We start from the raw sequence: 15,431 nt of genomic DNA, 5'->3' as shown, positions 1-15,431 counted from the left end.
ATACCAGAAAAAAAGTGATGAGCAGAATAGATTTACCTATTCTGCAACATCACCTGATTAATAATTTGGTTGATTTTTATTTACCAACACGATTTGACAAAGAGCCAAAAATTTTCTAATAATCTTTACTTATCTTGAAATTTTTAGGGATTAAAAAATAGGCAAATGAAAAAACTAAAAAAATTTTCATTTGTGACATAGGTCACATACACAAGGGTGTTTTACTCTTATAATGAAGTCAAGATAGAAAATAAAAGGAGAATTTTATGACACATAGAGCTTTTAAAGGTAGTAAATGGAAAGAAGAAATCAATGTTCGTGATTTCATCCAAGCAAATTATAGTCCTTACGAGGGAGATGATTCTTTCTTAGAGGGAGTTTCTGAGAAAACTAAAAATCTATGGGGAGAAGTTGAGGGATTAATCAACAAGGAAATCATAGATAATTATAGAAATGCAGATACCTCAAGGTTTTCATCTATAGACGGCTATGATGCTGGCTACATTGATAAGGACAATGAAGTTATTTTTGGTCTACAAACTGATGAAGTTTTAAAAAGAATAGTTAATCCTTATGGTGGCTATAGGATGGTTGAGCAATCACTAGAAGCCTATGGTCAAAAGATGGATCCTACTTTGGAGAAGACTTTCAAAGAATTTAGGAAAACTCATAACGAGGGAGTTTTTGATGCCTATACTAAAGATATGAGAACAGCGAGAACTGTTGGTCTTCTTACAGGCTTACCTGATGCCTATGGACGTGGTAGGATAATCGGTGATTATAGGAGAATCCCTCTTTATGGTATAGATAGGTTAGTTGAGGAAAAGAAAAAAGACCTCGATAAAATCGAAATTGATGAGGATAATCTTGAAAAAACAATTAGACTTAGGGAAGAAGTTAGTGAACAAATAAGAGCCCTAGGTAAAATTAAAAATATGGCGGCTAAGTACGGAATAGATATTTCAAAGCCTGCTACTAATGCGACAGAGGCAGTTCAATTCTTATACCTAGGTTATCTTGCCGCAGTTAAGGAAAACAATGGTGCAGCTATGAGCTTTGGTAGGAACACAAGCTTTTTGGATATTTATATTCAAAGGGATTTGGATGAAGGAATACTTGATGAGCTAGGTGCTCAAGAGCTAATTGACCAACTTGTTATAAAGCTAAGATTGGTTAGACACTTGCGTACCCCAGAATATGATGAAGTATTTGGTGGCGATCCTACTTGGGTAACAGAATCTATTGGTGGTATGGGACTAGATGGAAGGACCTTGGTTACAAAAACTGCCTTCAGATTCCTTCACACTTTAATAAATCTAGGTTCAGCTCCAGAACCAAATATGACAGTATTATGGGCTGACAAACTTCCAGAAGCTTGGAAGAAGTTCTGTTCTAAGGTATCAATCAAAACAGATTCTATCCAATATGAAAATGATGACTTGATGAGAAATATGTATGGAGATGATTACGCAATAGCTTGTTGTGTTTCTGCTATGGAAGTTGGAAAAGAAATGCAATTTTTCGGAGCTAGAACAAATCTTGCTAAATCACTTCTTTATGCAATAAACGGTGGAGTTGAAGAAAAGAAGAAGGCAAAGGATGGCTCATCTATCAAAGTCTTTGATGGAATAGAAAGAATTGAAGATGAAGTTTTAGATTATGATAAGGTAATGGCAAATTACAAAAAGGTCCTATCAAAAGTAGCTGACCTTTACATCAAAACCCTAAATGTTATCCACTTCATGCATGATAAGTATGCTTATGAAGCAGGTCAAATGGCCCTCCATGATACCTATGTAAAGAGAAATCTAGCAACAGGAGTTGCAGGACTTTCAATAGCAGCAGACTCCCTATCTGCAATCAAATATGCGAAAGTTAGACCAATTAGAAACGAAGAAGGAATTGCTGTTGATTTTGAAAGAGAAGGTGATTTCCCTAAATATGGAAATGATGATGATAGGGTTGATGAAATAGCAGTAGAAATTCTAAGCTACTTCTCAAATGAGCTTAAAAAACACAAGACTTACAAGAATGCAAAGATTACCCTATCAGCCCTAACTATTACATCTAATGTAATGTATGGTAAAAAGACAGGTACAACACCTGACGGAAGAATGGCAGGAGAACCATTTGCACCAGGAGCTAACCCAATGCATGGTAGAGATGAAAATGGAGCCCTAGCTTCTCTTAACTCAGTAGCCAAACTTCCTTACGAATGTGTATGTGAAGATGGTATATCAAATACCTTTACAATAGTCCCAGACGCCTTAGGAAAAGAAAATGAAGTTAGAATAGACAATTTAGTAAATATTATGGACGGATATTTCGGTCAAGATGCCTTCCACCTAAACGTAAATGTCCTCCAAAGGGAAAAACTATTAGATGCTTATCACAATCCTGACAAATATCCAAACCTAACAATAAGAGTTTCTGGATATGCAGTTCACTTTAATAGATTAAGTGATGAGCAAAAGAGAGAGGTACTTCAAAGAACCTTCCACAGCTTTGCTTAGATAGGAGAAATTATGGCAAAATTACACTCAATAGAAACTATGGGACTGGTAGATGGACCAGGGATAAGAACTGTGTTTTTTCTGTCTGGTTGTCCTCTTAGATGTGTTTTTTGCCATAATCCTGATACTCAAAGCCCAAATTATGGAAGAGATATTACAATAGAAGAAATTGTAGATAGGGCAAAGAGGATGAAGCCCTATTACAAAAATACTGGTGGGGTTACCATCTCTGGTGGTGAACCGATGAATGATGGGAAGTTTTTAGTTGATCTAATAGATGCCCTTCATAAGGAAAACATTCATGTAACGGTTGACACATCTGGGATTGGTGATAGTAAATATTACGAGGAGATTGCCCAGAAGGCAGACCTTTTTCTCCTAGATATCAAACACTATGACCCCGAAAAATTTGAGCGGATAACAAAGGCTAAGCAAGACCTTCTAGTAAAATTCATGTATCAAATATCAAAAACCAATACTAGGGTTTGGATTAGACATGTTATGATGCCACAAGTTACAGATACAAGGGAAGATATGGAAAGGCTTGTCGAATTTATTAAGCCCCTAAAGAAAAATATAGACAAGATAGAGATACTTCCATATCACACCCTAGGGGTAGAAAAATACAAAAAACTAAATAGGGATTATCCCCTAAAAGATATGCCACAGATGAATAAACAAAAGGCCAAGGAGCTTGAAAACTATGCCAACTTTATGCTAAAATCTAGCTAAGGAGAGGCTATGAGAAAAGAATTTTACAATATAGATCTGTTAGAATATATCTCGGATGAGGACTTAGATAAGTTTACCCATAAGGTTGAAATAAAAGAAGTCAAGAAGGGAACTATAATATTCAGATACAACGATTTGGCTGAATATATGTATATAATTGTAGATGGTTTCATAAAGATATCCATGTTTCTGACAGATGGTAGAGAGCAAGTTCTCTATACCTACTCCAAGGGAGAATTTGTAGGTGCTCATAATCTTTTAACCAACGAAAACTACCAATATGAGGCCAAGGCTCTTACAAAAAGTAAACTTATTTACATTCATAGATTAGATTTCTTTAATGTCATGATAAAAAATAACAAGATTCTAATCAAGATTTTGGCTCAGTCTTTTAAAAGAATTAGAAGAAGTGAGGAGCTTATAGATAGGCTAGTTGGTCTAAATGCGGATATGAAGGTAGCAAAACTCCTCCTCGACCTTGCAGAAGATGATGGGAAAAGTTGTAAGGAAAAAATAATCACCTGCTATCTAAATAGGGAAGAGCTTGGATCATATTCAGGCGTTGTAAGAGAAACTCTTTCAAGAAAATTATCCTACTTCGAGGACTTGGGTCTTATCAAGTTACTAGCAAAGGGAGAAATTCTTATAAAAAATATTGAAGCTTTGAGAAAAATTGTCAACTAAGAGGCTATTGAACTTATGGATTAGCATTTCATTCTTAGAAAATTTTCTAGGGACGATGAAAAATCATCCATAGACAATAGCTTCTTTTTTTATATGTTATTAAAAATAAATAAATCTATAAGAATAGTTATGTTTGAAAATAAATTTGAAACAAGTATTATGGTAAAACGGAGGAATTATGAATAAAAAAATAATTACTATAATGCTTGCCTATGTGGGCGTACTTACGGGAGCCGGTCTTGCATCAGGTCAAGAACTTATGCAATATTTCGTCTCTCTTGGCATATCAGGAATAGTTGGCATAACAATTGTCGCTATCCTTCATATGTTAATAGGAGGTATACTTTTACAACTAGGTAGCCACTATCTAGCGGGCGACCACTCGGAAGTATTTGATGAAATAACTAATAAATTTATAAGTAAATTTATGGACATATCTTTGATATTAACTTGCTTTATCATAGGCTTTGTAATGATAGCAGGAGCAGGTTCTAATCTTAATCAAGCCTTTGGTGCTCCTAGGTGGTTGGGGGCTGTGATTTGTACAGGCCTAATCATCGGAGTCGGCATGCTCGATTTTAACAAGGTTAGTAAGGTGATAGGATCTTTTACACCCCTTATTGTTATTTTTACCTTGCTTGCAAGTATTTATACCTTTACCAACTACAAGGTCGATTGGCAGAGTCTAAATCAAATAGCTAAATCCTTGCCCAGCAATTTCGATAGCCTAAGTTTGACTGTAATCAACTATTTTGGTATGTGTATCATGACAGCTGTTTCCATGGCCCTAGTTTTGGGTGGCGATGAGCTTAACACAGCTATGGCAGGAATTGGAGGCCTCCTTGGTGGTCTTTTGGTAGGAATTTTGGGAATCCTAATAGTTCTTACACTTTTTATAAGGGTTGATGAAGTAAAATCTTTGGATATACCTATGCTTTATATAATAGAAGATCTTAGTCCAGTCCTTGGCTTTCTTATGGCTCTTGTGATTTTCGGCATGATTTTTAATACAGGAATTTCACTCTTCTATGCCTTGGCACGTAGATTTGCTGGAGGAGATGAGAAGAAGTTTAAGGTTTTACTTATAGGAATTAGCTTGTCTGGCTATATTTTAAGCTTTGGAGGCTTTAAAAAGCTTGTTTCTATATTTTATCCTCTGATAGGCTATGCAGGAATGATTATGTTAATTGTACTTGTCTATGCCTATTATAGGGAGAGGACTTCTATTAAATATGAGAATGTAAGAAGATTTGCCATAAATCATTATATGAGAAAAAAACTAGATGATTCTATGGAATATAGTAGGGAAGATAAGGATAAATTAAAAAAATTAATTGAAAGATCGCATATAGATAACAAAGATTTGATAGAAAAATCCAAAGAAGCTGTTATGGAAAAAATAGAAGAAGAAAAGTAGCTAGGTATTGTCTTATTCTATCTTATGGATTTTTACTATGATAAAGAAAATTCGGCTAAATTAAGACCTAGCCTATAGAAAGCCTAGCTTTTATAAGAATAAGTTAAAAATAATAGCCCCTCTTAGCATGGATTTTGCTAGAGGGGCTAAATTTATTATTTAAGGGGATAGCCACAAAATTGACAGATGTATTTATCATCCTTAACTTCATTGACCCCACCACAAGATTTACATTCTATAATTTTTGAGCTTTGATTTAGGTCACAATTCTTATAGCTTGATTTATCAATTAAAGAAGTGTGAATTATTTTTTTCTTTTTGTAGCAAGGAAGGCTAAAGAGCTTGCGAAGAAAGTGGAAACAAGTCCTAGTGAAGATTCAACACCTGTTTTAGAATTAGGAGCTGCTTTTTTATCTTCCTTCTTTTGTTCTTTCTTTTCTTCCTTCTTTTGTTCTTTCTTTTCTTCTTTTTTATCCTTAGCAGTTGACTTATCCTTATTTTCAGCCTTTTCTTCTTGCTTTGGACTATCATTTATAGCAAAAACTAGATCACCATTTTCAAAAAATGTTCCATCAGCAAGTTTTTTGAGGACTATAGGCTTAATAAACTTTGTATTTTCAGGCATATGTAGGATTTCTACTACATATCCACCATCAACTTCTGTAAGCTTATAATCAGCTTCAGGAAGTTCTTGTTTATTGTATTTTGGTGTAGAAGAGCTAACTCCATCTACCTTGACAGCCTTGTAATCTTCATCAGTAACATAATTTAGTTTGATAAATTGATTTTTATTTTCACTAGCTTTCTTTAGTCCCTTTAGGCTAGATTTAATAAATATTTTATTATCATTTAGTGATGAATAATTCTTATTGTTGTGTGGATTTGTCTTTGTTCTTTGACCAAGAACTTCAAAGTCAACCAAGGCCTTGTGGGCAAATTTTCTGAGAAGTCCTTGTTTCTTTCCATTTACTTTCTTGAAAGGAATTTTTTCCATTTCACTAAGCTTTGCTTGATCAATATTTTTATCTTCAAGCAAGTCCCTTGCTCTCTTAACAGCGTCTTTAAGCTCTTGTCTGCTATCTCCTTCAAACTTTATAGAAGGATTGTCAATAGCAGCCTCATCCAAACCATCAAGGTAGGCCTTGAGTTCTTCTTTGGCTTTTTTTACTTTTTCATCAGCCACAGTATCCTTTGCTGAAGAAGTCTTTTCGGTACTTTCGCTTGGGTCAGCTTGAGGAGCTTTATTCTCATCGACCTTGTCCTTGTCAATTTCATCTAGGACTTTTTCTATTTCATCTATATTAATAGATTCATCTGCCTTACTTGTTGGAGCACTTAAACTCATGAAATTAACAGCCAACAATAAGGCTAGGGATAAGCTAACTTTTTTACTTATTTTCATATTTCCTCCTTTACTAAGTAGGCTTGGGACAAAAGTTTTTATATTTATTTTAAGAAAACTAAAAATAAAATGACACATATTGCCCACTAGCCCTACATAAGTTAAGTTTAGTATAATAAAAAATCAAGACTTTGTCAATAATGATAATCTTTTTCAGCCTACTTTTTTTTAAGATAGTTTATATAGAAAAATATAAATCTATAATATTTAAAAATAAAAATTACTTCTATAAAGCTAAAAGCTTTAAGCCAGTCTTCTTAACTCCATTATATTGTAAAAATCCATTATAATTGTAGAATATTATTTGAAAGATTTATATTTTAAAATAGAAAGAAGGGAAAGATGAGCGAGAAGAAGGAAAAATATATACCTCAAGTCCATTCCAAACTTAGAAAATCATTTATAACAGTTCCCAAGGAAATATATAAGGCAAGTGGCATCATGATTTTTGAAAAAAGAATCAAGTCCTTACTATTTACGACAGATTTGGCTATAATTAGAAATTCTAATGCAGATTCTATTATGGCTGTCTACCCATACACACCTCAAAATTCAATTTCTCAAGCAATCCTTGACGTTTCTAACGTTCCATGCTTTATTGGTGTCGGTGGTGGAACAACCAAGGGCCTAAGATCAAAATACATAGCAATTGAAGCAGAGCTTGCAGGAGCCTACGGGGTTGTAGTTAATTCACCAATCCCTAATGAGGATATCAAATCTATTTCGGATTTTATAGACATTCCAGTTATCGCATCAGTAGTTAGCTTTGAGAATGACTATATGGGCAAAATTGAAGCTGGTGCAGAAATTTTAAATGTATCTGGTGGCAAATACACAGCTGACTTAGTTAGAGAGATCAGAAGAAATATAGGCGATGAATTTCCGATTATTGCAACAGGTGGAAAGAATGGCGAACAAATACTTAAAACAATAGAAGCCGGAGCCAATGCAATTTCCTATACACCACCATCAAGTGCAGAAGTATTTGCTTCTATGATGGATACTTACAGAAATGAGGATATCCACTGATGTATGACGGATATTTGACAGATGTAGGAGGGCTTAGGCTAGGTCATGCCCAGGATATGGAAGGGGGATGTGGTCTATCCATAGTTCTTCCTGATAAGGGCAATACTTGTGGGGTCGATGTAAGGGGTGGAGCACCTGGAAGTCGTGAAATTGCCCTACTAAATCCCCTAAATCAAGTTTCAGAAGTAAATGGCCTTATCCTTTCTGGTGGGTCTGCCTATGGCCTTGAAGCAGGATCAGTTCTCATGAAACTCTTAGAAAAAGATGGTCTAGGCTTTGATGTCGGAGTTGGCATAGTTCCTATAGTTTGCCAGGCGGTCTTATTCGACCTTGCCTACAAGAACCCTCATGCTAGACCTAATGAAGCTATGACAGAAAAAGCCTACAAAAATGCAAGTTATGAAGATAAAAGCCAGGGCATTATAGGAGCAGGAACAGGAGCGACAGTTGCTAAGGGCCTAGGTGCAGATCATTTAGTAAAGTCCGGTCTAGGTCAAGCATCAATAAGAAGGGGAGACTTAGTAGTATCTGCCATGGTCGCAGTAAATGCCCTAGGAGATGTTTTCGACTACGGCAAACAAATTCAGCTGGCAGGTCCAATGGTCGATGGGAAAATGCTAAGGACTATGGATTTTATAGATAAAATTCTAGCTTCCTTTAAGGATGTCAAGCCAACCAATACTACAATAGGTATAGTTGCAACAAATGCAAGCTTTAATAAGACAGAGCTAACCAAAATAGCAGGCATGGCCCACGATGGTTATGCTAGAAGTATTAATCCTGTCCACACCCTAATGGATGGCGATACTATCTTTAGTCTAGCCACCAACAAAATCAAAGCAGATATAAATTTAGTAGGAGCTATGGCTGCGGATGTCATGAGCATGGCTATAGCTAATGCAATTTATTTTTCTAAAAAATAATTTTTCATAAAATTGAGCAAAACTACCATAAAAGCCTTATCTTAATTAAATAAGATAGGCTTTTTTATTACAAAAATTGTCAAATACTTTATCAAAACTTATGATTTATGACAAAAACAAACTTAGATTTTCATAAAAAAACCTTTTCTTTTATTTTGAAACATGCTATAATAAACCCAATAAATCTCTTAGCTTAATGTAGGAAATAATTAGTGATAAAAGTAAATGATTAAAGTCGATATTTTGGCGTATTAGCAAGGATTATGAAGGAAGAATAGAAAGGTTATAGCTTGTATCAATTTCATCTTTTGTATTGTTTTCTTGTTAGGGCTTTGAGTTCTGACTTCAATTGATAAACGTTATCACTAGACTTGCGGCTGATTCTTTAGAGTAAACTTTAAAGAAATATCGAAAGGAGGTAAGAAGGAAATAATTTATGTCGGCTGTTTATCAATAATTGAGCAAATTTGTTACTAATTAAATATAAGAGGAGTTTATATGAAATATTTGAAAGAATTTTGTTACTTGTTGTTTTTCTTATTGCTAGGCTTTATAGCAAAAAAAGTTACTGGCCTTCCAATTCCTGAACCAGTTTTTGGTATGATTTTCTTATTCATAGCCCTAGTAAGTAAGCTTGTTAAATTGGATGATATTCAATCTACATCTAGCTTTTTGACATCAATCCTAGCCTTTACCTTCACCCCACTTGGAGTTGGTCTAATGGTTCAATTTGATGTTATAAAAGACAATGCTATAAAAATCTTGATAGTAATGACAATATCATGCCTAATAACAATGGCAGTAACAGCTAAGGTTGTTGAATTAGTACAAAAAGCGAGGAAATAAGATGAGTGAGATTTTAAATACATATTTAGCGGACAATGATTTCTTTGGGATAATCCTCAGTATAGTAATGTTTAGAATTGGCATGATAATTAACAAAAAAACAAAAATTGCCATTCTAAATCCCCTTCTACTAGCCATAGTTTTTTCTATAGCATTTTTGAAATTGACAGGCATAAGCTATGACAATTTCAACAAGGGTGGTAAATACATATCATTTTTAATAGCACCTACAACAGTTGCCTTGGTAGTAAGTTTATATAAAAATATAGACAGATTAAAGGCTAATCTTCTACCAATCCTGATAGGAGTTATTGTAGGATCAATAGTAGCTATAATTTCAGCTTATCTCTTATCAAAAGTATTTAGTTTTGATAAGGAGCTTACTCTTGCTATGATGCCACAATCAGTAACAACACCAATTGCCAAGTCTCTAACAGAAGAATATGTAGGTAAGTTTATAACAGATGATGTAACAATCAAGACCTATGCGGCAATAACAACAATAACAGTTATCCTAAGAGGTACTGTTGGAGCAATCTTTGCACCTACCGTTATGAAAATAATGAAAGTAAAAGATGCTGTTGCTATGGGTGTTGGAATTGGTACATCAAGCCACGCTATGGGAACATCAAAAGCCATAGAGATGGGTGAAGTTCAAGGAGCTATGAGTGGTTTATCTATCGCTATAGCTGGTATTTGTACAGTAATCTTGATGCCTATCTTTGTAATGCTATTTATTGGATAAAACTGTAAGTAAGTGAATTAAATGCCTAAAAAAATATTCATGTACACAGGAAAGGGGGGAGTTGGCAAAACTAGCATAGCTAGTGCCACTTCACTCATTTCCGCAGGAAGTAATATCAAAACTATTTTGATAAGTATAGATACAGCTCACAGTTTATCTGATGTATTCGATATCAAAATAGCTGGAGATTTTAAGCAAATTAAAGACAATTTAACTGCCATAGAACTAGATAGTTCTAAAATATTAAAGGAAAAGTTTCCTAAGATTAAGACTAACTTAGCAGATGGCTTTAATAGGGCTGATATAGCAGGCTTACAATATAGTTCGAGTTTTGATATGCCCTTCATTGTTAATATTTTAACCTTACTTGAGATTTTAGCCATCTATGAGAACTACGATTATGAAAATATTATAGTCGATTGTCCAGCTTCTGCTTCTACTTTTGCTTATTTGAAATTTCCTGAGATGCTTTCTTGGTATTTGGAGAAATTTTTTGGAGTTGGCAAGAAGGTCATAAGGGGCCTAAGGCCTATTTCAAAATATAAGTATAAGATTGATTTACCTAGTGAAGATTCTTTAGGCCAGTTAGAAGTTATTTATAAAAGATTGCTAAAGTTAGTTAATATCTTAAAGGATCCAAATATTTCGACCATTAGGCTAGTAGGTCTTGCCGAAAAAATGGTTATAGAAGAAAGCAAGAGAGATTTATCATATCTAAGGCTTTTTGATTACAATGTTGATGGATTTTTCGTAAATAGACTCTATGAGGATGATGGAAGTGAATTTATTAAAAAAAGATTAGAGATTCAAAATAAAAATCTTGATCTTATTGATAAAATTTTCTACGATGTTCCTATTTTTAAAATCAACCTGATGAAAGAGGATATGAGAAATCTTCATGATTTAGAAAAATTCGCTATGAAAATAGAAAATAATGATAAACTTATAGAAATTAAGTCTATGCCAGATACATATATTATTGAAAAGAAAAAAGCTACTTATCTAATCAACATCGATGTCGGTGATGTGGATGATGTTGAAGTTTTAAAGAATGGTCTTGACTTAAATATTAGGATAAAGGATGTAAGAAGAATTATAAGTCTTCCTAATATCCTAAAAGATTCAACTCTATCTAATTATCATATAGAAGCTTCTAAGCTTATGATTTATTTGGATAAGGAGGATCCAGGGCAAAATGATGAGAATTATAATTAATACAGGCAAAGGCGGTGTCGGTAAAACTACCCTATCTGCTCTTACAGCCATAAATATCTCAAAGAGATTAAAAACTCTTGTTGTTAGTAGTGATACAGCTCATAGCCTTAGTGATTTATTTGAAAAACCTTTATCAAACGAAGCAAGACTAATAGATGAAAATTTGTATGCACTAGAAATAAATCCTTTAGTTGAGGGCAAGAAGGCTTGGGGTAAGTTAAATTCTTATTTAAGAGAAATTATTAAGAATAATGCAATGGATGATGTTCAGACTGATGAACTCTTACTTATGCCAGGTCTAGATGATATTTTTTGCCTGCTAAAGATTTTAGAAATTTATAAAGAAGGAAAATATGAAGCCCTAGTAGTTGATTGTGGACCTAGTGGAGAAACTATATCGTTTTTATCAACTGGGGAAAAGCTAAAGAACTTAGCTGATAATCTTCTACCGACCTTAAAGCGATTCAACAATATTTTTGGGGGCTTTATTGAGAAAAAAACAGAAGTTAAAAAACCCAAGGACATAGTCTTTGATGAGTTTATAAAATTGTCTAACGATTTATACGAGCTTGAAGAGATTCTTAGAGATAAGAAGATTACAAGTATAAGGCTTGTAAGTAAGGCGAATAGGGTTATAGCCAATGAAGCCTTTAGAACTTATAGCCTAGCTAATCTTTATGGTTTTACTACGGATTTAGTATTTATTAATATGATTTTTCCTGACCAGCTCAAGAATACAAGCTATGCTAATTTGTTAGATGAAGAAAGAGAAAATATAAAGAGAATCGAAGATTATTTCTTTGATAAGGAAATAATTAAACTTTCTTTACAAGATGATGAAGTGATTGGCATAAAAGCCTTAAATATTCTACACGATAAGGTATTTGCTAACTATAAGCTAGAAGATGTTTTTGTAGATTACGAGGCTTTTGAGATTATACAAGAGAAAGCTAGCAAAATAATTTCTATAGAAATTAAAGATGCGAGTGATAAGGAGGTGATTGTAGAAAAGATAGGAAATGATTTGGAAATTTCATATCTAAATTTCAAAAGGAGATTTAAATTGCCAGATAGTGTGTCTTCCAGGAAAGTAAGTTCATTTTCACTGAAAGATAATAAGTTGAGAATTGTAATGGATTATGACTGAAATTGTAAAAAAATTCTAATATTGAGAGGTTTTAAATAATGGAGAGTAGATTGGAATTATTTGATACTTTTGCCAAAAACCTAGAGGCTGTCAATGGTACTTGCTATAAGACAGATATAGCCAATTTGGCAGAAACCATTGTAAAGATTTATAAGGATAATGGCATTGATTCAACTTGTATGCTTGAAACAGACCTAGCTAAAAAAGCAGGTTTAAGTAAGGCACTTATGGATAATGGTATCCAAGTACATAGTGATCATATCAGATTAAATAACGAAACCGACAAGGGTGGGATAACAGAAGTTGCTTATGGTATAGCTGAACTTGGTTCTTTAATTCAAGCCAGTGATGATATAGATAATAGAGTGATGGCTATTATGCCAGAATATTATATAGGCATAGTTAATGGATCAACAATTGTGGAAACATACGATGATATGTTTGACAAACTTGCTGAGCTTAAACCATTTCCTAAATATGTCGGTTTTATAACAGGACCTTCTAGAACAGCAGATATTGAATGTGTTGGTACTGTTGGTGTTCATGGACCTTTACAAATGAGCGTAGTTATAGTTACAGACTTATAGTTTAAAGATCTAAATTTATGAGGAGAAAAATATGGTTGATAGTGTAAGTTTAAAAGACGAGATAAAGGATGCGTTAGATAATGCGACCTTGGGTAGAACTTTAGGAAATTTCTGTAAAACATATCCACAAAGAAGACTAAATTCTTATGCTGGAGTTGATTTTAAGAATACTCAACAAACTATTAAGAAGGTAAAATCTTATGCTGCTGAACATGTTGATCAAATGATCGCAGAGTTTACTAAAAATTGCGAAAAAAGAGGCGGACATGTTGTTGTAGTTAAGAGCAAGGAAGAAGCAGCTGATTGGGTTAAAAACTTCATTAAAGAAAAAAATATTAAGTCAGCAGTAAAATCTAAATCAATGTGCTCAGAAGAGATACATTTTAATCACATTCTTGCTGAAAATGGAGTAGAGTGTCAAGAAACTGACCTTGGAGAATTTATCATTTCCCTAGAACATAATACACCAGTACATATGGTAATGCCTGCTCTTCACTTAAATAAGGAACAAGTAGCAGATTTATTTTCAGATTATACAAAGACCAACCACGAGCCAATAATATCTGAAGAAGTAAAGACAGCAAGAAAGGTTATGAGAGATAAATTCATTAACGCTGACTTGGGTGTTTCAGGAGCAAATGTTGCTGTAGCTGAAACAGGAACAGTCTTTACAATGACAAATGAAGGTAATGGTAGGATGGTTGGAACCCTACCTAAAAATCATCTATATATCTTTGGTATTGAAAAATTCGTAAATTCTATATCAGATGCTAGATGGATTTTCAAGGCTTTGCCACGTAATGGTACTGCACAAAGAATAACTTCTTACTTATCTATGTACACAGGTGCTTGTGAAGTTGTTACAGATAAAGAAAATGACACTAAAGAAGATAAGGGATTTTATTGTCTAATATTAGATGATCCAGGAAGAAGAGAAATTTTAGCTGAAGAAGAATATAGAGAAATCTTTAACTGCATCAGATGTGGTGCTTGTCTAGACATTTGTCCAGCTTTTGCCCTAGTTGGTGGTCACGTTTATGGTTCTAATGTCTATACTGGAGGAATTGGTACCCTACTAACCCACTTCCTAATAGATGAAAATAGAGCAAGTGAAATCGAAAGTGTATGTCTCCAATGTGGTAGATGTAATGAAGTTTGCGGTGGTGGTCTTCCAATTGCCCAAATGATAATGGGAATAAGAGAAGAAAATGTAAAGAATAATCCAAATCCTATCAAGAAATTCGCCCTAGATGCTGTTACAGATAGGAAACTCTTCCACTCACTACTAAGGATTGCTTCAATAGCTCAAGAACCATTTAGCAAGGGTGGAACTATGATTAGGCACTTACCTGATTTTGTTTCAGGCATGACTGGAGGAAAGGTCCTACCAAGTATTGCAAAAGTTCCATTAAGAGATATCTTTGATCTTATCGAACAAGATGTCAAAAATCCTAAGGGAACAGTTGCCTTATTTGCAGGTTGTTTACTAGACTTTGTGTATGTCGATACTGCCAAATCACTAGTTAAGAATATGAACTCAATTGGCTATAAGGTTGAATTCCCACAAGGTCAAGCTTGCTGCGGATGTCCTGCAAGCAATATGGGTGATGTGGAAAATGCTAGAAAAGAAGCTGAAATTAACATCAAGGCTATGGATGCAGAAAAATATGATTACATCCTTCTTGCTTGTCCATCATGTACCCACCAACTTCAATCTTACAAGACTTTCTTCGAAGAAGGTAGCGAGATGTACAAGAGAGCAGAAATCTTGGGATCTAAGTGTGTAGATTTCTGTAAGCTATTCCACGAAATAGACGATAGCGAAAATCATGGAGATGGCAAAAATATCAAGGTAACCTATCATGATTCTTGCCACTTAAAGAGAACCTTGGGAGTATTTGAACAACCAAGAGATCTACTAAAGAATACCGACGGTGTAGAATTTGTAGAAATGGAAGATAGCGACAACTGCTGTGGATTCGCAGGGTCTTACAATGTTTTATATCCAGATATTTCTTCAAAAATCCTAAAGAACAAAATTGAAAACATTAAAAAATCTGGAGCAGATGTTGTAGCTGTGGATTGTCCTGGTTGTATGATGCAAATTAGGGGCGGTCTTGAGGCAGAAGGCTTAGATATTAAGGTTAAACACACTTCAGAAATTATATCTGAAAAGAGAGGACTCATCTAA

13 protein-coding genes are annotated in these 15,431 nt (G+C 34.2%); 12 read left to right on the top strand and 1 reads right to left on the bottom strand.

Annotated features, from left to right (window positions below):
- Positions 1–266 precede the first annotated feature (266 nt).
- The 4 genes from pflB (at position 267) to P6936_RS02955 (ending at position 5,346) form a co-directional block, all read left to right on the top strand.
- Positions 267–2,513 (top strand): formate C-acetyltransferase, encoded by a 2,247-nt coding sequence (gene pflB, locus P6936_RS02970; protein ID WP_276861605.1) that lies wholly within the window; start codon positions 267–269, stop codon positions 2,511–2,513.
- Positions 2,514–2,525: 12 nt separating this feature from the next.
- Positions 2,526–3,245, top strand: coding sequence for a pyruvate formate-lyase-activating protein (gene pflA / locus P6936_RS02965; RefSeq protein ID WP_004837182.1), 720 nt, complete (start codon positions 2,526–2,528; stop codon positions 3,243–3,245).
- Positions 3,246–3,254: 9 nt separating this feature from the next.
- Positions 3,255–3,929 (top strand): Crp/Fnr family transcriptional regulator, encoded by a 675-nt coding sequence (locus tag P6936_RS02960; RefSeq protein WP_004837183.1) that lies wholly within the window; start codon positions 3,255–3,257, stop codon positions 3,927–3,929.
- A gap of 178 nt (positions 3,930–4,107) precedes the next feature.
- On the top strand, positions 4,108–5,346 hold the full coding sequence (locus P6936_RS02955) for a YkvI family membrane protein (RefSeq protein ID WP_276880798.1): 1,239 nt from the start codon (positions 4,108–4,110) through the stop codon (positions 5,344–5,346).
- Between the two features lie 304 nt (positions 5,347–5,650).
- Here P6936_RS02955 and P6936_RS02950 read toward each other — a convergent pair whose 3' ends face one another.
- The gene (locus P6936_RS02950) at positions 5,651–6,748 is read right to left on the bottom strand and encodes a sortase (protein WP_276880797.1); all 1,098 of its coding nucleotides are present in this window, start codon (positions 6,746–6,748) and stop codon (positions 5,651–5,653) included.
- Between the two features lie 342 nt (positions 6,749–7,090).
- On the opposite strand from P6936_RS02950, the gene P6936_RS02945 reads away from it, so the two are divergent.
- The 8 genes from P6936_RS02945 to ldhH all read left to right on the top strand — a co-directional run bounded on the left by P6936_RS02945 (position 7,091) and on the right by ldhH (position 15,431).
- Positions 7,091–7,777 (top strand): hypothetical protein, encoded by a 687-nt coding sequence (locus P6936_RS02945; RefSeq protein WP_060929321.1) that lies wholly within the window; start codon positions 7,091–7,093, stop codon positions 7,775–7,777.
- Positions 7,777–8,700, top strand: coding sequence for a P1 family peptidase (locus tag P6936_RS02940; RefSeq protein ID WP_060929322.1), 924 nt, complete (start codon positions 7,777–7,779; stop codon positions 8,698–8,700). The genes P6936_RS02945 and P6936_RS02940 overlap by 1 nt, the downstream gene beginning before the upstream one ends.
- Before the next feature lie 498 nt (positions 8,701–9,198).
- Positions 9,199–9,546, top strand: coding sequence for a CidA/LrgA family protein (locus P6936_RS02935; RefSeq protein ID WP_004837188.1), 348 nt, complete (start codon positions 9,199–9,201; stop codon positions 9,544–9,546).
- A 1-nt stretch (position 9,547) separates the two neighbouring features.
- A complete protein-coding gene (locus P6936_RS02930) occupies positions 9,548–10,291 on the top strand; it encodes an LrgB family protein (RefSeq protein ID WP_004837189.1) in 744 nt (247 codons plus the stop codon).
- 21 nt (positions 10,292–10,312) lie between these two features.
- Positions 10,313–11,506 (top strand): ArsA family ATPase, encoded by a 1,194-nt coding sequence (locus tag P6936_RS02925; protein WP_276880796.1) that lies wholly within the window; start codon positions 10,313–10,315, stop codon positions 11,504–11,506.
- On the top strand, positions 11,487–12,653 hold the full coding sequence (locus P6936_RS02920; RefSeq protein ID WP_276880795.1) for an ArsA family ATPase: 1,167 nt from the start codon (positions 11,487–11,489) through the stop codon (positions 12,651–12,653). Before P6936_RS02925 ends, P6936_RS02920 begins: the two co-directional genes overlap by 20 nt.
- Before the next feature lie 38 nt (positions 12,654–12,691).
- Positions 12,692–13,240, top strand: a complete 549-nt coding sequence (locus P6936_RS02915; protein WP_276880794.1) for a LutC/YkgG family protein — start codon at positions 12,692–12,694, stop codon at positions 13,238–13,240.
- Between the two features lie 31 nt (positions 13,241–13,271).
- Positions 13,272–15,431: an L-lactate dehydrogenase (quinone) large subunit LdhH gene (gene ldhH, locus P6936_RS02910; protein ID WP_276880793.1), complete on the top strand. Its 2,160-nt coding sequence runs from the start codon at positions 13,272–13,274 to the stop codon at positions 15,429–15,431.

Origin of the sequence: Anaerococcus tetradius (genome assembly GCF_947087635.1) — a bacterium.
Taxonomy (GTDB): domain Bacteria; phylum Bacillota; class Clostridia; order Tissierellales; family Peptoniphilaceae; genus Anaerococcus; species Anaerococcus tetradius.
This window is presented reverse-complemented; position numbering and strand designations above follow the sequence as displayed.

What these genes read in the sequence shown, in the direction of transcription:
- pflB (WP_276861605.1), top strand. Translation starts at nt 267, where the DNA reads ATGACACATAGAGCTTTTAAAGGTAGTAAATGGAAAGAAGAAATCAAT.
- pflA (WP_004837182.1), top strand. Translation starts at nt 2,526, where the DNA reads ATGGCAAAATTACACTCAATAGAAACTATGGGACTGGTAGATGGACCA.
- P6936_RS02960 (WP_004837183.1), top strand. Translation starts at nt 3,255, where the DNA reads ATGAGAAAAGAATTTTACAATATAGATCTGTTAGAATATATCTCGGAT.
- P6936_RS02955 (WP_276880798.1), top strand. Translation starts at nt 4,108, where the DNA reads ATGAATAAAAAAATAATTACTATAATGCTTGCCTATGTGGGCGTACTT.
- P6936_RS02950 (WP_276880797.1), bottom strand. Translation starts at nt 6,748, where the DNA reads ATGAAAATAAGTAAAAAAGTTAGCTTATCCCTAGCCTTATTGTTGGCT.
- P6936_RS02945 (WP_060929321.1), top strand. Translation starts at nt 7,091, where the DNA reads ATGAGCGAGAAGAAGGAAAAATATATACCTCAAGTCCATTCCAAACTT.
- P6936_RS02940 (WP_060929322.1), top strand. Translation starts at nt 7,777, where the DNA reads ATGTATGACGGATATTTGACAGATGTAGGAGGGCTTAGGCTAGGTCAT.
- P6936_RS02935 (WP_004837188.1), top strand. Translation starts at nt 9,199, where the DNA reads ATGAAATATTTGAAAGAATTTTGTTACTTGTTGTTTTTCTTATTGCTA.
- P6936_RS02930 (WP_004837189.1), top strand. Translation starts at nt 9,548, where the DNA reads ATGAGTGAGATTTTAAATACATATTTAGCGGACAATGATTTCTTTGGG.
- P6936_RS02925 (WP_276880796.1), top strand. Translation starts at nt 10,313, where the DNA reads ATGCCTAAAAAAATATTCATGTACACAGGAAAGGGGGGAGTTGGCAAA.
- P6936_RS02920 (WP_276880795.1), top strand. Translation starts at nt 11,487, where the DNA reads ATGATGAGAATTATAATTAATACAGGCAAAGGCGGTGTCGGTAAAACT.
- P6936_RS02915 (WP_276880794.1), top strand. Translation starts at nt 12,692, where the DNA reads ATGGAGAGTAGATTGGAATTATTTGATACTTTTGCCAAAAACCTAGAG.
- ldhH (WP_276880793.1), top strand. Translation starts at nt 13,272, where the DNA reads ATGGTTGATAGTGTAAGTTTAAAAGACGAGATAAAGGATGCGTTAGAT.